General features: G+C 53.8%; 13 protein-coding genes. 9 read left to right on the forward strand and 4 right to left on the reverse strand.

Features of this window, described 5'->3' with window-relative positions:
- Positions 1-13 precede the first annotated feature (13 nt).
- The 5 genes from CRP01_RS36000 (at position 14) to CRP01_RS36020 (ending at position 7,753) form a co-directional block, all read left to right on the forward strand.
- Positions 14-1,597 carry a RagB/SusD family nutrient uptake outer membrane protein gene (locus CRP01_RS36000; RefSeq protein ID WP_170110692.1) on the forward strand — a complete coding sequence of 528 codons (1,584 nt, stop codon included), beginning with the start codon at positions 14-16 and terminating at the stop codon, positions 1,595-1,597.
- A 71-nt stretch (positions 1,598-1,668) separates the two neighbouring features.
- Positions 1,669-3,645 carry a carbohydrate binding domain-containing protein gene (locus CRP01_RS36005; RefSeq protein WP_099154944.1) on the forward strand — a complete coding sequence of 659 codons (1,977 nt, stop codon included), beginning with the start codon at positions 1,669-1,671 and terminating at the stop codon, positions 3,643-3,645.
- A 173-nt stretch (positions 3,646-3,818) separates the two neighbouring features.
- On the forward strand, positions 3,819-5,351 hold the full coding sequence (locus tag CRP01_RS36010; protein ID WP_099154945.1) for a glucuronyl esterase domain-containing protein: 1,533 nt from the start codon (positions 3,819-3,821) through the stop codon (positions 5,349-5,351).
- 7 nt (positions 5,352-5,358) lie between these two features.
- Positions 5,359-7,008, forward strand: coding sequence for a GH35 family beta-galactosidase (locus CRP01_RS36015; RefSeq protein ID WP_222845897.1), 1,650 nt, complete (start codon positions 5,359-5,361; stop codon positions 7,006-7,008).
- A gap of 235 nt (positions 7,009-7,243) precedes the next feature.
- Positions 7,244-7,753: a cysteine dioxygenase gene (locus tag CRP01_RS36020; RefSeq protein ID WP_099154946.1), complete on the forward strand. Its 510-nt coding sequence runs from the start codon at positions 7,244-7,246 to the stop codon at positions 7,751-7,753.
- 79 nt (positions 7,754-7,832) lie between these two features.
- Here the strand turns inward: CRP01_RS36020 and CRP01_RS36025 are convergent, their stop codons facing one another.
- Positions 7,833-8,867, reverse strand: coding sequence for a LacI family DNA-binding transcriptional regulator (locus CRP01_RS36025; RefSeq protein ID WP_099154947.1), 1,035 nt, complete (start codon positions 8,865-8,867; stop codon positions 7,833-7,835).
- Positions 8,868-9,054: 187 nt separating this feature from the next.
- Between CRP01_RS36025 and CRP01_RS36030 the strand changes: the two genes are divergently transcribed.
- The 3 genes from CRP01_RS36030 (at position 9,055) to CRP01_RS36040 (ending at position 13,487) form a co-directional block, all read left to right on the forward strand.
- Complete coding sequence (locus CRP01_RS36030; RefSeq protein ID WP_099154948.1) at positions 9,055-11,223, forward strand: alpha-glucuronidase family glycosyl hydrolase; 2,169 nt, start codon at positions 9,055-9,057, stop codon at positions 11,221-11,223.
- 105 nt (positions 11,224-11,328) lie between these two features.
- Positions 11,329-12,516 carry a mannonate dehydratase gene (uxuA, locus tag CRP01_RS36035; protein WP_099154949.1) on the forward strand — a complete coding sequence of 396 codons (1,188 nt, stop codon included), beginning with the start codon at positions 11,329-11,331 and terminating at the stop codon, positions 12,514-12,516.
- Between the two features lie 308 nt (positions 12,517-12,824).
- Positions 12,825-13,487, forward strand: a complete 663-nt coding sequence (locus tag CRP01_RS36040; protein WP_099154950.1) for a hypothetical protein — start codon at positions 12,825-12,827, stop codon at positions 13,485-13,487.
- Positions 13,488-13,553: 66 nt separating this feature from the next.
- Here the strand turns inward: CRP01_RS36040 and CRP01_RS36045 are convergent, their stop codons facing one another.
- Positions 13,554-16,856 carry a WD40/YVTN/BNR-like repeat-containing protein gene (locus CRP01_RS36045; protein WP_222845898.1) on the reverse strand — a complete coding sequence of 1,101 codons (3,303 nt, stop codon included), beginning with the start codon at positions 16,854-16,856 and terminating at the stop codon, positions 13,554-13,556.
- Positions 16,857-17,026: 170 nt separating this feature from the next.
- Between CRP01_RS36045 and CRP01_RS36050 the strand changes: the two genes are divergently transcribed.
- On the forward strand, positions 17,027-17,653 hold the full coding sequence (locus tag CRP01_RS36050) for a hypothetical protein (RefSeq protein ID WP_143473695.1): 627 nt from the start codon (positions 17,027-17,029) through the stop codon (positions 17,651-17,653).
- A 7-nt stretch (positions 17,654-17,660) separates the two neighbouring features.
- On the opposite strand, the gene CRP01_RS36055 is transcribed toward CRP01_RS36050, so the two are convergent.
- On the reverse strand, positions 17,661-21,893 hold the full coding sequence (locus CRP01_RS36055; RefSeq protein WP_170110693.1) for a response regulator: 4,233 nt from the start codon (positions 21,891-21,893) through the stop codon (positions 17,661-17,663).
- Between the two features lie 486 nt (positions 21,894-22,379).
- Complete coding sequence (locus tag CRP01_RS36060) at positions 22,380-23,240, reverse strand: MBL fold metallo-hydrolase (RefSeq protein ID WP_170110694.1); 861 nt, start codon at positions 23,238-23,240, stop codon at positions 22,380-22,382.
- Between the last annotated feature and the right edge of the window lie 131 nt (positions 23,241-23,371).

Genomic DNA, 23,371 nt, shown 5'->3' on the forward strand with positions numbered 1-23,371 from the left:
AATGGACAAGACGATGAAGAACTATAAATTTTCGTTTTTAATACTAAGCGTACTCCTCCTGGCATCGGCCTGTAGCGGCATCATTGACCGCGAGGAGAAGGACGTCATTCCCGCCAGTCAGGTACTGAATACCCTGGGTGGCGTTGAAGCCGTACTGTTCCAGGTCTACGAGATCGCCAGATCGGTACACGAGAACAACGAGATCTCCGTATACAAGCAATGCGGAACGGACCTGGTCGTAAACGGCACCCACCTCATTGACGGCAATGCCGGCGGTATGGTGGGCATGAATATGTACAGCAATGGTCTGGCCGCCAACAGTGGCCCGCTCACTTCCATGTGGGACAATTACTACCGGGCCATCTCCAATTGTAACCTGGTGATCCAGGCCTCAGAAAGTTTCCCGACCAGGGATGAATCCGAAGAAGCGGCCATCCTCAAATTCCGGGGAGAAGCCAAAGCGCTGAGAGCCTACGTTTACCTCGAACTGGTCAGAAGATGGGAAAACATTCCACTGGCCGTTCCCCTGCCGGAAGGTTCATCACCGGTACGGGAAGCTCCGCTGGCTTCCCCGTCGGAGATCTACGATCTGATCCTGTCCGACCTGACCGAAGCGGTCGAACTGCTGCCCCGCCGCGCCGAATCCTCGGGTGTCGGAGCGCCGTCCAAAGGATTGGCTAACCTGCTGCTCATGGAAGCTAATATGGACCTCGGCAACTGGGCCGACGCCGCCGCTGCCGCCGAAGCCGTGATCAACGACGGTTCCTACGAACTACAGTCGCTGGATTACATCTTCGGTCTGGAAGGAGGCAAAGAAGGCGAAGAGAGCAATAAGGAGATCATTTTTTCCTGGGTATTCGACCCGGCTATTCAGGCCAGACCCCAGCGTACCGTCCAGATGTTCGTACCGCTTTACGATCGCGTACCGGGAGTGGCCCGCACGCTCGAGCAGGGCGCCAGACCGTGGTCCCGCCTGTCTCCCTCGCCCTATTACTGGACGTTGTTTGACGAGGACGACGGCCGCCTGGATACCTGGCACAAGATCAACTGGTACATCGACGACGAAGAGGCCGTCATGGAAGGCTGGGACCTGAAGAACGGCGATATCGCCACCAAAGAGTACGTACTGGCCTGGGCCGACGGCCGGGACCGGGAAGCCCGCTACACGGAACCTACCACCATCAAGAACTGGGAAGACGGCACCTACGGCCGCACCGAAGCGGATGCAGAAGGCTTTAGAAACGTGATCGTGTACCGCTACGCCCAGGCGTTTATCGTCGGTGCCGAGGCGCACTTCCGGAACGGCAATACGGACCGCGCGCTCGAATTGATCAATACGATCCGGGACCGGGCCTTCGGAGATACCGAGCATCGTTTCACGACCCTGGATGAAGAAACCATTCTGGAGGAAAACGCCCGTGAACTGGGGCACGAAGGACATCGCTGGTATACCCTGAAACGACTGGGACTACTGGTAGAGCGGGTTCGCCTGCACAATTCCGACGGTGCGCCCAACATTCAGCCGTACCACGTTCGCTGGCCGATCCCGCAGACCTTTATCGATCTCGCAGGCGTCAGTCAGAATACCGGTTACTGATCAGAATGGTAACTACTCAAACCTGATTTCTGACGCTCGAAGTCAATCCATTAATTGAATCCTTTAACATCATGAAAAATAACTTATTCTATATATTCGGTCTGCTGCTGCTCACTTCTTCCCTGTTCCTGACGGGTTGCGATGATGAGCTGGAGATCGGGCCGACGGTAACCGTTACCAACGTCAGTCCGGCGGCGGCCTACGGGGGTGATGCGGTCACCCTGCAGGGATCTAATCTGAATACCGTGAATGCCATTTTTATCGGCGATAAACACGCGGATGAAGTCCAGAGCATGAGCGAATCCTCCATCACTTTTATCGTACCGCGAAATGCCGTGCCCGGCCCGAGTATCATTACGCTGGCTATGGCTAACAACTACCGGGTGACGGTCGATTTTGAAGTTTTACAACGTCCGATCCCGGAGATCCACGCCATTTCACCCACTGCGGCCGCGTCCGGAGAGGAAGTGACGATAGCGGGTATGAATCTCAATGTCCTGACTTCCGTAAAAGTCGGCGGTGTAGCCGCCAGCACGGTTTCAGCCACCAATAACCTACTGGTGATCACCGTACCGGACGGCCTGCCGATCAACTCGCCGGCCGAGATTGAACTGGCCACGCAGGAAGTGACCGAAGTCTCGACCTCCATTTTCTACGTTGGCGACAACAAAGTAGCCAACAGTGATCTTGAAGATGGAAGCGGCGATGATTTTACCGACTGGACCAAACTTAACGGCGGGGACCAAATGACGGAAGTGACCGGAGCCGATGCCTATTTTGGCCGCTCCCTGCGGATCGTAGGTGCTGCCGCCAACCCATGGAACACCCAACTGGCCAGTTTACCGACACCCCTTAATTTCGGTTCGGAATACACCATTCTGCTCTGGGCCCGCGCCGAAGCGGCGGGTGCCCAGATGCGGGTTTCCGTATCGCAATTCGACGGGAACGGCGCCGATTATTTCTACGGAGAGACCGTCGACATCCCGACCGAATGGACCCAGCTCTCCTGGACCTTTGAGGTAACCAACGATCTCGAAACCCACCGGGTTGTCCTGGATATGGGGATGACCGATGTACCTTTCCTGATCGATAACGTTATCCTGATCGAGACCGGTGCAGCCGGCCCGCCCATCCCGCAGAATCTTTTAGCCAACAGCGGATTTGAGAACGGCCTGGACTCCTGGCTGCTCCTCAACGGTAGCGTCGAACCGACCACCGAAGAAGTCCACTGCGGCAGCCAGGCCATCAAGGTGACCGGTGCCGGCGGCAACCCCTGGGACACCCAGATGGCGGCCGACGTAGTACCGCTGGTGCAGGGGAATGAATACGAAGTCAAACTGTGGGCCAAAGCCGCCGAGGACGGCGCAGTGATGCGCGTATCTGCTTCCCGTTACAACGGAGGCAACGGCGATGACTATTTCTACGGCGCCGATGTGGCGCTCACCACCGAATGGGCCGAATATTCCTGGATCTTTACCGTTGGCAAGGACATTCCGGACGGGCACCACCTGGTGCTCGATATGGGCGCTTCCGATAAGGTTTTTTACGTGGATGATGTCAGCCTGGCGGAGTACGTGGAAGTCATTCCGATCAATATTCTCGATAACGGTGACTTCGAGGACGGCATGACCTCCTGGGAACTCCTCAACGGTTCGGTAGAACCCACGGCCGAGGAGGTAGCCAGTGGCAGCCAGGCTCTGAAAGTGACCGGTGCCGGTGGTAATCCCTGGGATACCCAGATGGCGGCTGCGGCCGTTCCGCTGGTACTCGGCAATCGCTACGCCGTAAAACTGATGGCCAAAGCCGCCGAAGACGGCGCGGTCATGCGGATATCGGCATCGCGCTACAACGGAGGCAACGGCGATGATTACTTCTACGGCGCCGACGCCAATCTGACGACCGAATGGGCCGAATACACCTGGGAATTTACCGTGGGTAAAGATATCCCCGACGGGCACCATATCGTGCTGGATATGGGTGCTTCCGATAAAATCTTCTACATTGATAATGTGATCCTGTACGAAGTGCCGGAATTCGTTTGTCCGTAAGTAGTTGCACTTGAAAAAATAGCTTGAATTGTTATTACTGCCCTGTCCCGGAATTTCCGGGGCAGGGCTCTATCATTTGCTGAAGATGCGGTACCGGTTCGGCCATTGGTATCGCAACTTGCATTATCTTAGATGAAATGTATTCCTAAATCCTTCAACAACTCCCTCATTACATGAAAAATATACTCTGCTTCCTGTTGTTTTTCACTGCCGCCGTTTCCGCCCTGCACGGCCAGTTCTTCTTGTCCCAGGCGGAACGAGACAGTATCAATGCCCTGAACCGGCAGCGCCACGCCAACATGATGGAACAACTCGGCATCACGGAGGCCCGGTCCGGCCGGAACCCGAATGCGGAAGCTTCCAATGGCGCCAATTACGAAGAATCCGCAGCTAACCCCTGCCCCGAATTGCCGGATGCGCTCACGACCAAAAAGGGAAAGACCGTAACGAATGCTGAAACCTGGTGGGAAGTTCGCCGGCCGGAAATCGTGGAAGATTTTGAGCGGGAAGTCTACGGCCGCGTTCCGGAAAATGTTCCGGAGGTGAACTGGACCGTGGAGATCACCGACCGGGAGTTTGTGCGCCGCACCCCGGTTATCGCTAAAAAACTGGTGGGTCGCGTGGACAATAGCGCCTATCCGGAGATCGAGGTGAATATCAATATGATGCTGGTCGTCCCCACCAATGTGGAGGGCCCCGTTCCGGTACTGATGATGTTCGGACGACCGGCTTTTCCGGCCCCGGCCCAGCCGAATCAGGAAGATTTGGCAGCGATCAACCGTTCTTTTAAGGATATGCTGATCAAACACGACCCCTCGATGCAGGCGATCTTCGATAAATACCCTGCCTATGAACCCATCACCCGACTGCCTGGTCCCAACTTTTTTGCACCGCCGCCCGAAGGCGACCTTCCCTCCACCGAACAGTTGCTGGCAGCCGGCTGGGGATACGCCACCATCGAACCGGCAAGTATCCAGGCCGATAATGCGGCTGGATTGACGAGCGGGATCATCGGACTGGTCAATAAAGGACAGCCGAGAAAACCGGACGACTGGGGTGCGCTGCGCGCCTGGGCCTGGGGTGCAGCCCGCGGACTGGACTACCTGGAAACCGATGAATTGGTAGACGCCAAAATGGTCGGTATCGAAGGCGTTTCCCGCTACGGAAAGGCCGCTCTGGTCACCCTGGCGCTGGAAGAGCGTTTCGCCACCGGCCTGATCGGTTCTTCGGGAAAAGGCGGCACCACCCTGCACCGGCGGATCTACGGAGAAGCAGTTGAAAATCTGGCCGGCTCGGGAGCCATGCATTGGATGGCCGGCAATTACCTGAAATACGCCGCCGAAGCTTCCGAATTTGGCCAAAAAACGGGCTGCGATCTCCCCGTTGACTCCCACGAACTGATCGCCCTGTGTGCCCCCCGGCCCGTCTTCATCAGTTACGGTATTCCCGAAAAGGGGGATGCCCACTGGCTGGATCAAAAGGGAAGTTATATGGCTACGGTAGCGGCCGGAGCGGTTTATAAACTGCTCGGGGCTACAGACCTCGGCGTGTCCAACGATTACCTCCGGGAAGAAATGCCGCCCTATAATACCGATATGCTGGACGGTCATCTGGCCTGGCGGCAACACGACGGTGGCCATACCGACTGGCCCAATATGAAGTATTTTATACCCTGGGCGAATAAATTCTTAGGCTACGAAAAGTAAATCTCCGATGATGGGTACCAGCGTAAAGAAACACTTTCTCTCCGGATTGCTGTGGCCGATGCTGCTGTGGAGTTTCGGATTGCAGGCACAGTACGGCCCGCTATATCCCTATTTATACCCCAAGGGGACAACCACTCAGCTGATGGTAGACAGCAAACCATTCATCATTCTGGGCGGGGAACTGGGCAATTCCTCCTTTACCAGTCTCGAATATATGGAGCCGATCTGGCCCCGCCTGCAAGCCATGAATCTGAACACGGTACTGGCGCCCGTATACTGGGAACTCATCGAACCCCGGGAAGGGGTTTTCGACTTCACGCTGATGGACGAACTCATCTTTGAAGCCAGGAAACACGACCTGCGACTGGTTTTACTGTGGTTCGGATCCTGGAAAAACAGTATGTCGAGCCACGTACCGGGCTGGGTAAAAAAAGATCCGTTCCGGTTTCCGCGCGCCGAGGATGACCAGGGGCAACGGCAGGAGATCCTGTCGCCTTTCAGTTTTGACAATCAGGACGCCGACCGGAAAGCCTTTCGCGCCCTGATGGAGCACCTCAAAGCCGTTGACGGGCATACCCATACCGTGATCATGATCCAACCGGAGAATGAGATCGGCATGCTGCCCGTAGCCCGGGACCACAGCGCCCTGGCCAACGAAAAATTCGACGCGGACGTACCGGACGAACTGATGAATTACCTCACCCGGAATAAATCATCGCTGGTACCGGAGTTCCGCGCCGTCTGGGAAAAGAACGGTTATAAAACCACCGGGAACTGGGAAGAGGTCTTCGGCAAAGGCAGCCACACCGATGAGATCTTCATGGCCTGGTACTACGCAAAATATACCAATGCCATCATCGAAACCGGGAAAGCAGCCTATCCGCTACCGATGTTCGTCAACGCCGCTCTGAACCGCCCGGGCCGGGAACCCGGAACGGGCTATCCCAGTGCAGGGCCCCTCCCCCACCTGCTGGACGTCTGGAGAGCGGGCGGACCCGATATTGATTTTTTCTCGCCCGATTTCTACAATCCCCGCTTCCGGCATTGGAATGATCTGTATACACGTCAGAATAATCCGCTGTTTATACCGGAGCATCGTTTTGACAACACCGTAGCGGCCAAGGCCCTTTTTTCCATCGGTCATTACAAAAGTATGGGATTTTCGCCCTTTTCCATTGAATCCAAAGCGCAGCCGGAGCAGGAGGAACTGGGCAAGGCTTACGCTTTGATCGATCAACTCATGCCGCTCATCACCGCTCACCACGGCAACAATAAAATTGAAGGTGTACTCCTGGATAAAAACAGTCCGGACACCACCTTGCAATTCGGGAAGTACGAGTTTACGGTCAAACACAGTCATACGCTGGGTTGGGAAGGGGAATCAAATAATGAAGTCTGGGAACCGGCCGGCGCAATCATTGTCCGAACCGGACCGGATGAATTTTATCTGGCCGGATCCGGTGTGGTTATCACCTTTGCCAATACCGGTGATCCCGGCTACCGGGTAGGTATACTCAAGAACGAAGAGGGCCGGATGGAGGAAGGGCGCTGGCGGGTGATCCGTCATCTGAACGGAGATCAAACCCACCAGGGGCGGCACATTCGTATTTTTCGCGGAGCTTACGCGATTCAGCGGTTTGAGTTGTATAGTTATTAGCTTTTTCAGCCGGCGTTGAATGTGAACTGATTGCACTTTTGGGAATGTTGAAACGTGTGAATGTGTGAATGTGGAAACGTGTGAATGTGTGAACGTGGAAATGTGTGAATGTTCAGGATGCTCAATGATGCCTACTTTTCACAGCTAAGCTGATATGCTTTAAAAAGAAATTTGATTCCTGTGGGTAACCCTTTTCCGATTCGCAAAATATATAAGCCCAAAACCCAAGAATCAAATGAAATCATTAAAGCAAACGGTCGAAGAGATCAAAGCGATCGTTAAGCAGGAAGGAAACCACAACGTAAGAACATTAGCCTCCTTATTTACGGCCTATCCGGGAACGGATTGGAAACAGCATATCAACTACGAAAATGGTGTGCCCGTCACCACGGTCTTGCACCAGGATAAACACCTCAAAATGCTGTTAATCTGCTGGGAAGGTGGCCAGAAAAGTAAAAAACACGGCCATCCCGAGGGCGGAGGTCTGATCCGGGTGCTTTCCGGTACCCTGCTTGAGACCCGCTTCGCACCGGATGATGAAAACCGGATGACGGGCATTTACGATTATACCGCCCGAAGCGGTCCGGCTTATATTCACGATTCCGAAGCTTTTCATATTGTGGAAAATGCTACCGACGAACCGGCGGTATCGCTGCACCTGTACTCCTACGGCCTGACCGTATCGAAATACCAGTTGGAAACCAGTCTGGAACAGTTGGAACAGAAACTCAGATCTGCCGCCTAGCAACTTATTGGTTGTACCTGGGAAATTGAAAACTGTCGTGGAGGAACAGCCAAAGCAGAATGTGTGGATTAACGGGTGATCACCCCTTACGCAGGGATGATGCCCGCACCACTACCTGGGTATCCAGGGTAACCCGGGTTGCCGAATCCGTAGCGATCTCGCCTTCCAGCATCGCCAGGGCCTGCTTGATCGCTGCCTCTCCCATTTCTACGGCGGGGTGATCTACCGAAGAAAGGGGCGGATCGATGATCTCGCAGATCGGATCGTTATTGAAGCCGATGATGGCCAGCTCTTCGGGGATACGGATCCCCATTTTTTTGGCATATTGAATAGCACTAACGGCGGCGGTGTCGTTGGCGCAGAAAATACCATCGGGTGGATTTTCGAGTTCCAGCACCTGCTCGGTAAGGCGCAGACCTTCTTCCGCATTGAGCGAGGTAGCCTGAATGATCAGGGATTCATCCACATCGACATTGTTCTTCTTCAGCGCCGCGATGTAACCGGAACGGCGATCCTCGTAAATACTCTGGTGGCGGGCGCCTCCGAAGTGAGCGATCCGGGTACAGCCCTGATCGATCAGGTGTTCCGTGGCTTCAAAAGCTGCGTTGAAATTATTGATATGTACCTTATGTACATCGTGGATGGAAGGGATCCGGTCGACAAAGACTACCGGGATGCCGTTATTGGTGAAAAGGTCAAAATGCTGATAGTCGGTCGTGCCCATGGCCAGAGATACGATCAGTGCGGAAATACGGCTGTCGTAAAGTGCCTGCAGGTTGTCTTTTTCCAGTTCCGGTTTATCGTAAGATTGGGAAATGATCACCTGATGTCCCGATTCGCGGGCCGCTTTTTCAATACCGGAGATCAGGGAGGAAATGAAAGGCCGGTTGATCCAGGACACCATGATACCGATCGTGTTGGAGCGATTCGTCCGCAGGGAAGATGCGATGGTGTTGGGTCGGTACCCACGCTCTTCGGCAAGTTGCTTTACCGCCTTCTTAGTCTTCTTTCCAATACTGTAATGATCGTTCAGCGCCCGGGAAACCGTAGAAGGAGAAACGTTCAGTTCATGGGCCAGATCGTAGATCGTTACATCTTTCTTTTTTCCTTCCATCTTTATTGGTTGATGCCTGATAGTAATGGAGCTATGCGCTAAATATACAAGCTTGCATAACAAAAGTAATGGCTCGTGGGTAAATATAGCAAATTATCCATGCAATCGATTGCGTATTTTCCTTTTTTTATTAGATTCGCTGCAAGAATTCTGTTATTTTAGCTTCCCATACAAACCTTGCATAATAATGTTCAAATCAATTGCCTGCACCATCTTATTTTCCTTTTTATGTACCCTGAATAGTTTTGCCGACGACGGTTATCGCCTCTGGTTACGATTCGATGAGATCGCGAGCGAGGAGGTCCGGAATGACTACCGGCAAAGCGTCGGTCAGATCTTCATCGACGGAGATAGTCCCATTCTGGCTACGGCCGGAAAAGAACTGAGTGACGGCCTTTCCGGGCTGCTCGGGCAATCCGTTCCCCTGCTCGACCGCGCGGCCGATGGCCCCGGTATCATAGCCGGCATCATCGGCCAATCCGACCTCATCAACGGCTGGGTAACCACCGCCGATGCCGAAAAAATACAGGAAGAAGGCTACCTCCTGATGCAGAAGGAACAGAACGGACAACAACGGATCGTGATCGCCGCCAAAGACGAACGCGGTGTGCTGTACGGTAGCTTCCACCTCCTGCGCCTGGTACAGACCCAAAGTGCACTCTCCGGTCTGCACCTGATCGACAACCCGAAGATCAAAATGCGCGTGCTCAACCATTGGGATAATCTCGACCGCACCGTCGAGCGTGGATACGCCGGTTTTTCGATCTGGGACTGGCACCAGTTGCCCGAATTTCTGGATGTGCGTTATACGGATTACGCCCGGGCAAATGCCTCCATCGGCATCAACGGCACCGTAGTAACCAACGTCAATGCCAATGCCCTGATCTTCCGGCCGGATTATCTGGAAAAAGTGGCCGCGCTGGCCGATGTATTCCGCCCCTACGGCATTCGGATCTACCTGACGGCCCGCTTTAGCGCTCCGATCGAACAGGGGGGACTGGAAACCGCCGATCCGCTGGACGCCGGTGTGCAAAAATGGTGGAGTGATAAGGTAGCGGAGATCTATGAGCTGATCCCGGACTTCGGTGGCTTTCTCGTCAAAGCCAATTCCGAAGGCCAGCCGGGACCGCAAAATTACAATCGCAATCACGCCGAAGGCGCCAATATGCTGGCGGATGCCCTCGAACCCTACGGGGGGGTCGTGATGTGGCGTGCTTTTGTGTACAGTAATGAAGAACCGGAAGATCGCGCCAAACAGGCCTACAATGAATTTGTACCGCTGGATGGCAAATTCCGTAAAAACGTCCTCATCCAGGTAAAGAACGGGCCGATCGATTTCCAGCCGCGCGAACCGATCCATCCGCTGTTCGGTGCCATGCCGCAAACCCCGCTAATGATGGAATTCCAGATCACGAAAGAATACCTCGGTCAGGGTACTCACCTGGTCGGTCTGGCCAAAATGTACGAAGAAGTGCTGCAGACCGACACTTACGTCAAAGGAAAAGGCTCTACGGTTGCCAAGGTGATCGACGGCTCTCTGGACGGTCACGAACTGTCCGGCATTGCCGGGGTGGCCAATATCGGTACCGCCCGCAACTGGACCGGCAATCTCTTCGGTCAGGCCGACTGGTACGCCTACGGCCGACTGGCCTGGGATCCGGAAATAGCCGCGGAAAGCATTTTTGAGGAGTGGACTAAAATGACCTTTACCCACGATCCGGAGGCCGTTTCGGTGATCAACAATATGCTGGCTACTTCCCACGAGACCTGCGTGCGCTACATGACGCCGCTCGGACTCCACCATATCATGGGCCCCGGCCACCACTACGGTCCCGGCCCCTGGGTGAGTAGAATGCCGCGGGCCGACTGGACGTCCGTTTATTACCACAAAGCCGACGAAAAAGGTCTGGGTTTTGACCGTACCGCCAGCGGCAGTGATGCCCTGTCGCAGTACCATCCGGATTTCCAGAAGGAGCTGCGGGATATGGATAAGATCTCGCACAAATTCCTCCTGTGGTTCCACCATGTCCCCTGGGATCATGTGCTTAGCACGGGCAATACCCTATGGGTAGAACTGTGCCGGGAATACCACCGGGGAGCCGCAGCGGTAACGGCCATGAAAGAACAGTGGAACAGTGTCAGCGATCATATTGACCCAGGTAGATTCCGGCAGGTAGCGATGCACCTGGATATTCAGGAAAAGGAAGCGAAATGGTGGCGGGATGCCTGCCTGCGTTATTTTCAGTCTTTTTCCAAAATGGAGATCCCGGCGGACCTCGAACAACCGGAGCACGATCTGGAATACTACGAATCCTTGCGGTTCCCGTACGCACCGGGCATCCGGCCGCGGTGGTAGATGAGGTGTGATGATGTGATGAAACTTTGCAGATGGGTAAGGTGGATCCTTCCGATAGAACTGGTTTGATCGCCCTCCCCTCTGGCAAGCAAAAATATATTTTCCATGAATACAACATTTGCCCTGGAACAGCTCATGCGCTGGTACGGGCCCAATGATCCGGTGCCGCTGCCGCACATTGCCCAGGCGGGCTGTACGGGAGTAGTTTCTGCCCTGCACGCCATTCCCGTTGGAGAGATCTGGACGGTTGAGGCCATCCGGGATTACAAAGCGCACATCGCGGCCCACGGTCTGAGCTGGACGGTGGTGGAAAGCCTGCCGGTACACGAGGACATCAAAACGGCGAGCGGCCGGTACCGGGAATACATCGATAACTACTGCCGGAGCCTGGAAAACCTGGCGGCCTGCGGCATCAAAGTGGTGACCTACAACTTCATGCCGGTACTCGACTGGGTGCGGACCAATGTAGCCTATGAGTTACCCAACCGATCCGAAGCGCTGTTTTTTAACAAGGCCGATTACGCCTCGGTAGATTTGTTTCTGCTGAAACGTCCGGGAGCCGAAAAGGACTATACGCCCGAAGAACTGGAATCCTACCGGGCGCATTTTGCCGGCCTGGACGAGGGCTACAAACAACGTCTGTTCCAGAATGTGCTGCTCGGTCTGCCCGGCAGCGATGTGGCGTTCACTCCCGACCAGGTACTGGAGCAACTTGGCCATTACCGGCATATTGATCGCAGACAGCTCCAGCAAAACCTGATCTCCTTTTTGCGATCCATTACGCCTACTGCCGAAGCGGCAGGCATCCAACTGGCCATTCATCCGGATGATCCGCCCTATTCGGTACTGGGACTGCCCCGGATCATGAGTACGGAGCAGGATGTGGTTACCCTGATGGAAGCCGTCCCCAGCCCGGCCAACGGCCTTTGTTTTTGCACGGGTTCCTTCGGCGCCCGCCCCGATAACGACCTCCCGGCCATGGCTGAAAGATGGGGCTCCCGTATTCACTTTCTGCATCTCCGCAACACTCAGCGGGCCGATGCGGGAAACTTTATGGAAGCGAATCACCTCGAAGGTGATACGGATATGTACGCCGTCATGCGCGAGGTGGTACAGCTCATGCAACGGGAACAGCGCAGCATTCCGATGCGACCGGATCATGGCCATAAAATGCTGGATGACCTGGGAAAAAAGACTTATCCGGGCTATTCGGCCATTGGTCGTTTGAAAGGTCTGGCGGAATTGCGGGGTCTGGAATACGGGATTCGGCGGTCCCTGGCTGATCTGGCGTGAATGCTGTCCGGCTTTTAGCACATTTGTTGAAATTTCGGTAATTGCAGCACCGACTTCCAATCGGTGACCGACCACCGACTGGAAGTCGGTGTTACAATACGCCGTCATGCGCGAGGTGATACAGCTGATGCAGCGGGAACAGGGAAGCATTCCAATGCGGCCGGATCACGGCCATATGATGCTGAATGACCTAGCGTAGGCCCGGCCCGGTTCTAAATGAATGAATTAAATTTTCGGTAACTTTGGTAAGTGAGGGATGAATATCCGACATGAAAATCAAACATCAATTTTACCCAAAAATCACACCGATGAAGATGTATTACGCGTGCTTATCCCTGCTTGCCCTTCCCTTCTTTCTCGCTTGCCAACCGGCCGTAGATCTGCCAGACGGTACATTTTCCGAAACGGAACTCCGCCGTTACCAATCGCTGGGCACAAACGGAGCGAACGAGGTATTGACGGAGGCCAACGATGATTATCTCAAAATTGGCGTAAAGTCCGGGGCATTGTATGTCGCCAACATTTGTTTGTGCAATGGTGATGAAATGATCATACTGCACGCCTCGGCCGCTCTGGGCAAAATGACCTACCAGAAGACCGCCGAGGGAAAATGGCCGACCCCGACGGAAAAATTTGACTTCGGCATGCGGGAAACGGGGCTCGACAAAGCGACTATAGCGAAAAGGAAAGGTTATCTGCAAGAAAACGGATGGATCGCCAATACCATGGAAATGGGCAATCCGGGAGAAACGGAATTCATGATCAGCAAGGAGCTGCTCCGGGAACTGGGTGATGAGATCAGCATTGCGGTCAGCCTGATGCCGGCGTCCGATCCGGACCGGATCATCGATTTCCCGCAGGGTAAAGCTCCCGGCTGTGCGGCTAAATCCCTGGTCGGAGGTTATCTGGAAGCGGCCTATGATTTCCAACCGGGGCAGTGGTACACCGTACCTCCGACCTCCGGTCGGTGAACGACTAATGACATATTACTAACTTCCAGTCGATGAACATTCCCATTCACCGACTGGAAGTCGATGCTAGCGCCCCGGTGTCCAGGGTGCACCGGCGGCCTGCAATGCCTCACCGTAATCAGCCAGCTTTTTGAAATAAGCCGTCAGATCATCACGAAATGCCGCAAAATCAGTTTCGGCCGAACGGATCAGGCGCTTATGCGTTTCCGTGGGTGTCTGCCGGGTGTTCCAGTGCCCGTAGGCTACCTGGCCGACCCGCGAGCTGATCGAGGGTGCCGTAGCTTCGTTCATGCTTTGCCGGATGCGGTCACCCGACAGCCTGGTTTGCAGGCCGGTTAACTCCACGCCGAGTGCATCCAGGCGGGAGAACAGTTCCGGTGTTGCTTTTGGCGTCTGGAGCAGCGCAGCTCTCATGTACCGCATTTTTTCACGTGCCTGTCCGATCTCCCGGTTGGCGATCGAGACTTTTCTGGATAGCTCATTCGTCTGCTGCTGAAATTCGGCTACAGCCGTCACATCCGTCCCGTCGGGCAAAGAGGATACCGGTTTTACTATAAATTCCTGCTGGGTACCCAGGCTTTGGAAATCGCCATCATGCATAAGGAAAAGTTCTGCCGTATACGATCCGGGAGCAACCAGTGGCCCGACGGAAGCACCCGCCCAGGGCGGAACAAAATCCGGCTGGCTCAGACTGATCGGATCCGATGCCGGATAACGGAGGTCCCAACTGAGCCGGTGCACCCCCTTACCGGCTGTTCCTTCGATCCAGCGTACCGGATCGCCATTAGCCTGACGTATCGATAACAATAAGCGCGGAGCCGATTCCCCGGCTTCTTCCCGGAGTCGCTCCCAACCGGGAAAAGGTATATCTGCATTCTGCTTTTGCAGTGCTTTTTCGTCTTTTTGTCTCTCCTGTTTCAGGGTCATGGGCACCTCCGGCAAATAATAGGTAAAGACCGCTCCAAAAGGTGGGTTTTCGGTCACAAAACTCGTCGTACCCAGCGTCGGCATGCCCTTGGCCTGCATCGGTTCGTAGGGCACGTACCACCAGGCGTCCCGTACCGGGAAAAGTGCACTTATTTCATCATTGACGGCCTTTGTAATATCTCGCAGGGCCGAATAATCATCCAGGATATAGATCCCGCGTCCGAAGCTCGCTCCCACTAGATCATTATCCCGCTCGTGCAACTCCAGATCCCGGAACGGAATGGTGGGCACCCCTCCGCCCAACTCGATCCAGTTCGTGCCGCCGTTCGGCGAGAAATAGATCCCGTATTCCGTACCGATGAACAGGAGATCCGGATCTAGATGATCCTGTTTGATCACCCAGACGATCGTATTTTCCGGAAGGTCACCGCTGATCGAGCGCCAACTCCGGCCACGATCTGTACTTTTGAACAGATACGGATGGTAATCCCCGAGCTTATGGGCATCCGCAATCGCAAAGACCGTATTGGCATCGTGCCGGGAAGCTTCCACATCGTTGATGAAGGAAAGCGGCGGCACTCTCGGCAGTGCGGCTGCCGGACGCCAGTTGGCACCACCGTCTTCGGTTACCTGTATCCGGCCGTCGTCCGATCCGACGTAAATGACGCCCTCCGCCCGGGGAGATTCCGATATACCCGTGAGGGTCGCATACTGGGACATCGCCCCGTTGTCGTAAAGGGCATCGGCACTCCAGACCCGGCCCATCATTTCCAGCTCGTAGCGATTGCGGTTAGTCGTCAGATCACCACTTATCGGTGCCCAGGAATTCCCCCGGTCGTCGCTGCGCCACAGTCGTTGAGAACCAAAATAGAGACGCTGGGTGTTGTGCGGACTGACCAGGATTGGACTATCCCAGTTCCACCGCTCCGGCGGATCGTTCGGCTCGGGCTGCGGTTGAATGTTCAGCCCTTCCTCGCTCCGGCGGTCGTGCCGATGGAGATTCCCCTGCTGCGTTTGCATGTAAACTGTATTCGGATCGCTCGGATCAAAGGCGGTGTCGTAACCATCTGCCCCCAGCGGTACGTACCAGTCCCGGTTGCGCACGCCTTCCACATTGGTCGTACGCGAAGGACCGATCAGCGTACCAAGATCCTGCGCACCGGCGACAATATTGTAAAAGGGTTCCGCGGCATCCAGATCAATTTTATAGAACTGAGATACCGGCAGATTCGGGAAATGCCGCCAGGTCGTCCCTTCGTCAAAAGTCTCATAAAGGCCGGCATCGGTACCGCACAGGAAATGTTCGCCGTCCCGCGGATCGATCCAAAGCGCGTGATTATCGCTGTGCTTCTCGCGCCCGGTACCCAGATAATTGAAGGTTTTGCCACCGTCCCGGGTGACATGCAGGAAAACGTCCATCTGGTAAACCAGATCCGGATTGACCGGTGAAGCTTCTATTTCCTGGTAGTAATGCGGCCCCGTACCGCCGGAAATGTAGGAATTCCTACGTTCCCAGCTTTCTCCTTTGTCGGCAGAGCGGTAGAAACCGCGCTCGGCTCCGTTAGCCTCTATGGTCGCATAAACGAGTTGGGGATCCGCCGGAGTAACCGCCAGGCCTATTTTGCCCATATCGCCTCCGGGTAGTCCGGTGCTGATGCGACGCCAGGTAGCTCCGTTATCCGTCGATTTATAAATACCGGATTGCGGCCCGCCCGCCAGCAGCGACCAGGTATGCCGCCGGCGCTGGTAAGCGGCAGCGTACAGTACATCGGGATTGGAAGGATCGAATTCCACATCCGTCACCCCCGTATCCGGATCAATTTCCAGCACCTGTTGCCAGGTTTTGCCGCCATCTTCGGTTTTGTACAACCCACGATCTCCACCCGATGCCCAGAGGGGTCCTTCGGCGGCGACAAATACAACATCGCTATTTCTGGGGTCGACCAGTATGCGGCTGATATGCTCCGACTGTTCAAGGCCCATATTTTGCCAGGATCTGCCTCCATTGCGACTCAGGTATACTCCGGAACCCCAACCGACATGCCGGCCGCTGACGTTCTCCCCGGTGCCTACCCAGATCATTTCCGGGTTGCCGGGGTCAATCGTTACTGTACCGATCGAATAAGACGGCTGGTCGTCAAAAACCGGTTTCCAGGAAATTCCACTATTCGTCGTTTTCCACAGGCCACCGGAGCCGACCGCCACGTACCAGGTACTGCGATCAACGGGATGTACCGCAATATCCGCGAGGCGACCGCCCATCAGGGCCGGACCGATACTACGGAGTTGTAGTCCGGAGACGGCTTCTGCCAGGGCCTCTTTTTGCAGGTTCTGCCCGGTGAGTTCCGGTAAAAGCATGCAGTTGGTCAGGAGCAACAGAAATCCGGCAGTTAGGTAATTTCTTAGCAGAATTGGATTGATGGAGATTCGTATTTTGAGCATTGGCTGACTTTTAGATTTAGTGAAGTTTGAAGCGGCTCTGTAAATATAGGCTGTAGGGTTTCAAACACGAAATTTTGGAAGGGGAGTTGGTGAGGGAGTGACATGGGGTGATGGGGTGATGGGGAGATGGGGAGATTGGGTGAGGGGGTATACATCACAACTAAACGCTTATGTATTATTTATTGATCATTGCGGTTGGTGTGCTTTTTATTGGTGGCTATCGGGCGTTGAGCCGCAGTAGCTGGTCTTTGCCTTTGTCGGTTGTGCGTATTTGCCGTTATGTACATTTCATTACCCTGGCGGCCGGTATTGGCTGGCTGTATCTGGTACTTTTCCGGAAGACGAAATTTAGTGTTGACGTGCTTAATCAGCTGATCCTCTTGCTACCGCTGATTACGGCCTTTTTACTGGCGAGTCTGGAAAAGGAAAAACTCAGCCGCAACGAGCGGCTATATTTTCGGACTTTCCAGATCATACCCTTGGGTGGTTTGCTGGTATTGATGATCCCCTTTCTCGGATTGTCGTTACTTTTCTACTTGCTGTTCCCGGGCGGAACGGTCTATTACGAAGATGAAAATATCAGGATCGAGCAGACCTTTTATGGTGTACTGGCTATGCGCTACCCGCCGGATGTTTACCAAAAGCGTGGCCCGTTCGTGACGCGCCTGACCACCAAGATCTATTGCCCCGGTTCGGTGGACGAAGTCAAGGTACAACGCACGGGAAAAAGTTACCGCATCTATTATCTTACCGAAGACCACCCACAGGAAACGTGCCTGAAAGACATTCAACTTTAAGCCGGGGTCAAACTGCGGCTTCTTCCTGCGCGGCGAATTCTTTCGGGCTCATGCCGAATTCCTTTTTGAAAGCACGGCTGAAGGAGTTGGGCAGATCATAACCTACCCGGTACGCTACCTCCGAAATGGACAGGTTATTCTGCGCCAGCAGATCCTTGGCCCGTTTCAATCGGAAGGATTTCAGCAGGTCGATCGGTTTTTTGCCCGTCAGTTGTTTCACCTTTCGGATGAAATGCATGTGGCTCAGGTGGACCATCTTGCACATCTGGTTGACGTTGAAGTCCGTATCTTCCAGGTGTTCTTCCATGATCTCCACGATGCGCTGCAGCAATTCTTCGTCAGGAGAAGCCAGCTTTACCTTTTGCGGAGTCAGCAGGAAATCCCGATTGAATGAAGTCTTCAGTTGGTCCCGCTGTTGCAACAGGTTTTCGATCCGGGCCATCAACAGTTCCGGGCTAAAGGGCTTGGTCACGTAAGCGTCGGCCCCTTTTTCAAAACCCTCAATGGTATTTTCTTCCAGTACTTTGGCCGTCAGCAGGATCACCGGGATATGACTGGTCGGCACATCGGATTTGATCTTTTCGCAGAAACTCAGACCGTCCATTTCCGGCATCATCACATCACTGACGATGAGGTCAATGGTGTGAGCCTGAGCTTTCTTCAATCCTTCTTTACCGTTACCGGCTTTGATGACGTCGTATTTTTCGCTCAGGAAAGATTCCAGGAAGAGTTGCATGTCCTTATGATCTTCTACCACCAGGATCTTCCGCCGTTCGGTGTTGTCCTCTTCCGCCAGAGCGGCCTTGATCTCGTGTTCCAGCGCCAAGGACTGCAGCAGGGAAGCCGCTTCCTTCTGGGCGAGTTTGAAGGGGGCCGCCGGTTTGGTTTGCCATTTCATTTCCGGCTTGCGGATGCAGGGCAGGAAAACGGTAAACACCGTGCCCACACCCACCTGGCTATCTACGCGGATCTCACCGCGCTGCACGTTCACCAGTTCCTTGATATAGGCCAGGCCAATGCCCGAACTATTGGGATCCGCCTTCTGGGGTTCCGAAGCAAAAAAGCGCTCGTAGATGTGTTGCAGGTCTTCTTCGCGAATACCGCAACCGGTATCTTCCACGCGGATCTCCAGATAATCTTCGTACAGCGCCGGCAGTCCGGCTTCCTGGGCGGAGAGCTGGTTGAGTTTCACTATAATGCTGCCGCCGGAGGCCGTATGTTTGAAGGCATTGGACAGCAGATTGACCATGATCTTTTCCATTTTATCGGGATCGATGGTCCATTCGTCCTGGGGACATTGGTGTTCGAATTCCAGATAAACCTCTTTTTCCACCGCCAGATTTTCAAACATACCGACGATCTCACCGATAAAATCCGACAGAGAAACCGTAAGAAAATTCAGGTCCAGGTTACTGTTTTCGATCCGTCGGATCTCCAGCAACTGGTTGATCAGTTTCAACAGACGGTTGGAGTTGCGGTCAATGATCTGGTACAAGCCATTGCGGGTACATTCCGGCAACTCGTGGCCGTTCCGGATCAACTGATCGACAGGACCGGAGATCAGGGTCAGCGGTGTCCGCAATTCGTGGGAGATATTGGTAAAAAAGCCCAGCTTGGCCTTGGAAAGCTCTTCGATCTGCACCACCATCTCTTCCAGGCGATCCTTTTGCTGCTTGATCTCGGCGTTCCTTTCTTCCAGGTTCTGGTTGGCCAGTTCAAGCACTTTTGCCTGTTTGATGATCTGTTCCTGCTGGGTAAGGATCTCTTCGTTCTGGGAGGCGATCTTTTCGTTTTTATCCTGCAGCTTGCCGTTCACCTGGTGGAGCGACTCGTTGAGCAATTCCAGTTTCCTTTTCTTGGTAATGATCCGGTATTCGAATACCCCAAGCACGGTAAAGAAAGCCAATAGCAGCAGGATGAACCACATCTGTTTCCAGACGGGCGGCAGTACGGTAAATTCGATCACCGCCGGTGTGGGATCCACATTGAGGTCCTGATCCCGGGCCCGCACCTGCAGGGTGTAGGTGCCGTTGCTCAGGCTCATAAAAGTGAAGTTGTTATCGGTACTGTAGGGAGACCAGTCCGCATCGCCCAGTTTGTAGGAGTACATCAGTTCCTTGTGGGCCGACTGGGCGAAAAAGTCGTTTCCATCCCACTTCACCAGCGTATTCCCTTCGGGAGAAACTTCCTTGGAGAACATGGTGACCACCGTTTCCGGCGGCGTTTTATCCGGTCGGTATTTGTGGGCGACGAAACAGTGCTTTTCCCCTTCGCGGGTCTTGTTGTAGGAAAAGGCGCGGCGCTTCCAGGAACGGCTGGACTTGTTGATCCAGATGGATCCTTCCCGGTCGTGCAGCAGCATACCGCCTTCGAAATCCATATTGAGTTCTTCCGGAAAAACTTTGCTCACCCAGGCGTTGCCGTCAAAGCGACAAATATCGTTCTCAGTCGCCACGTAAATGCAGTCCGGCGAAACGATATCCATACTGATCACCGTATTACCCGACAGGCCGTTGGAGTTATCGAAATTGCGCCATTGCTTACCGTCAAACATAAAAACTCCGTAGTAGCGCGAGCCCGCCAGCAACAGTTCTTCGTTGCTGGATACCACGTTTACGAATTGCTGTAAACGCGAATCCGTATGGCGTTGCCAGGTATCGCCGTGCAGTCCGTAAAAGTTACTGCCGCCGATCCAGATCCGACCGTCCGGCGACTGGCCGATACCGTATACATTGGACTGGCTCAGGCCATTCTCGCCTCCCGGGTGATGCACCCATCTTTTATCTTTATCCAGTGGATTGAGCAACTGCATAACGCCGCCCTGATGCCCCTTATCCGATTCAGAATCCACGGCTCCACCGAACCAGAGGTTACCCGAACGATCTTCGTAGACCGACCGATAATCCACCCCCCAGGAAAGTCGCGCATGGAGTTGGCGTTCCCAGACACCGTCCCGGAGCAGGGCCGTCGCGGCCATTCCCTTGTGGGAACCTGCCGCCCAGATCTGACCGTTGCGGGTCTTTACCACCCGGATCGGAGCGTCCATCAGACCGTCTTCCACACCGTAGGCCTGCCACACTCCTTCCTGCTGCCGGACGATCTTCCCGTTTACTTCCAGATACCATTCGGCCCCGTCCGCTTCCTGAAACTGAAAATTCAGATCGGCGTAGGAGATCCAGTTATCGAAAGAGAAATCCAGGAAAAAGACTTTCGATTTGTAGCCGGCTACCCAGAGGTAATTGCCTTTGCTTTTTTGCAGCAGTACCCGATTGGCCGGAATGGGGTAATCCGGAGCCGTATACATGGCCCACTTTTGGTCCTTGAAGGCATATAATTTACCGAGCGATCCGATCCAGATGGTACCGTCATCGCTCTGTACGATATCCGTCATGTATTCATCTCCACTGAACTGATCACTCAGCTTGATGTATTCCCATTTACCGTCCCTCAATACCGAGATCCCGGTTTTGTACACGGCATTGATCACCCATATCGCACCGTCCTTATCCTCCATCATTTTCTGGGCGTCTCCCAGCTGGAATTTTTCATTCGAGGTGTACACTTCGTACTGGGAAATAAAATCTTTGGCCAGCTCGGAGATGTGGAAAGAAAGCAGGCGCCCCTTGTCATTGGGCATATTCACCGCCAGCCAGACCCGGTCTTCCCGGTCCTGGATGATGTCCGTGATATCGCGAAAATCCTGTTCGGGCGTCAGCTCATTCGGCAGGGAGACCCACTCTACTTCCGGGATCCGTTTCCGGTATTCATCGATGCGGGTTTCGGAGGTATAAATGCGCACGTAGTCCCCGAGCAGGACCAATCCCCGGTTGGAGGGGGCGGCGATGATCCCGGGAGAGAGCTCGGTGAGTTTGTTGAATTGAAATGGGATCTTATCGGGAATATGGAGCTTTTTAGTCCAGTTACGCCCCACCAGTTGAAAAATGCCGGTAGCCGACGCGGCGTACACCGTACCGTCTTTGGCCACGTAGACCTGCTCCATGGGAGAGGCGTCCAGGCCGTTTTCCTGGTTGTGCAATTTCCACTCGTACCCATTGTACTCGTATATGCCATTGTTAAAGGGGATCCAGACCGTTTGATCTCTGCCTTCAAAAATGCCCCGGATCCCTTTGCCTTCGAGTTCGGGGAATTGCTTCCATCGCCACGATTGCGTAAGTGGATCGACGATGGTTGGTTCGTAAGGTGTAGTCGCTAACAGTGTCAGAGAGCACCCTAAAAACATAAATATGTTTACGAGGGGCGATTTCCACATTTTATTTGCTGAAGTTGATTTATAGGCAAAATAAATAATTTATCGGGATTTGTCGAAAGGTTTGCCTCCTAAAACAATGTTCAGCGGACAGCATTTGGGGGGATTGTAGTGGGATTTGTGTGGTGGGGACACCCCAGGGATCGCATGGGCGTGTTTAGTTCTCAAATTATTGAAAATGAAAAAATGGCAATTTCAATAGCAATGGCAAATTCAATATCTCCAAATCAAGCGAAAAGGTAAATATCGGAGTAAAATGCTGCCTGGTACCTTGCTATTGGAATTGAGATTGACATTGCAATTGAAAATGGGGAAATGGCAAGTTCAATAGCAATGGGAAATTAAATTCTCCAAATCAGGCGAAAAGGGAAATACCGGAGCAAAATGCGGCCTTGTACCTTGCTATTGTAATTGAAATTGACATTGCAATTGAAAAATTCTACAAGAAATCAGCACCGCCTAAACACAAACCTCCATGCCCTCCCGGGCCAAAGCGCAGTTCGGAAATATTTTCTGGTATTTTTCTACAACGGCCAGCAGGAACTCATCGTCGTGATCGGGATCATGGTGGGTAAAGATCAGCTGTTTCGCATTCGCCAGTTCGGCCACCGCCACCGCCTGGGAATAACTGCTGTGCCCCCAGCCGCGGTGTTCATTCAGTTGCTCATCGGTGTACTGAGCATCGTGGATCAACAGATCGGCGTCCCGGCAGAACGCCACGACTTCCGGATTGATGGAAGTGCCATGTTCCAGGTCGGTACAGATCACGACCGACCGACCGCAGGCTTCCATCCGGTAACTGAAGGCACCGCTCGGATGACAGTGCATGAGATATTTGAAATCTACGTACTCCTCCATCTTCAGGTAGTTTTCGTATTCTTCGGCAGTAAAGAACTGCAGATCGGCGCCCATGCGGTTCAACGGGACCGGAAAATATTCCTTCTGCATCTGCACTTCGAAAATGTGCTTGAGATCCTGGTCCTTCATCTCGTCGCGCGGGAAAAAGATGGCAATCTTCTTATTGGGATCATAAGCCGGATCAAAAAACGGAAAGCCCTGAATGTGGTCCCAGTGAAAATGGGTGAATACGAGGAAAATAAATTCCGTCTCCGGCAGCAGCCCCTGCATGATCTCCCGGCCGAGTTTACGGATACCCGTACCCGCATCGAAAATAACGATCATCTTACTCCGATCATTAATCAGCAGGTCCGCATAAATGCAGGTTGTATTGCCTCCGAAAAGCTGGAAGCCCTTTTCACACACCGGAGTGGATCCTCTCGCACCATAAAACCGGATCTGCCAGACTGGTTCTTCTTTCATATCCCTTCCAATCAAATATTGTCTAACCGGCAACTTTCCGCCGGTAGGGATACCTATTCCCATTTCGGTGGCTCGTTGTGTTGCCTTCAACGATCTTTTTAATATCAATGCCCCCGGAGCGCCCAGGGTGG

It is taken from the genome of Flavilitoribacter nigricans DSM 23189 = NBRC 102662, from assembly GCF_002646595.1.
Lineage (GTDB): Bacteria > Bacteroidota > Bacteroidia > Chitinophagales > Saprospiraceae > Flavilitoribacter > Flavilitoribacter nigricans.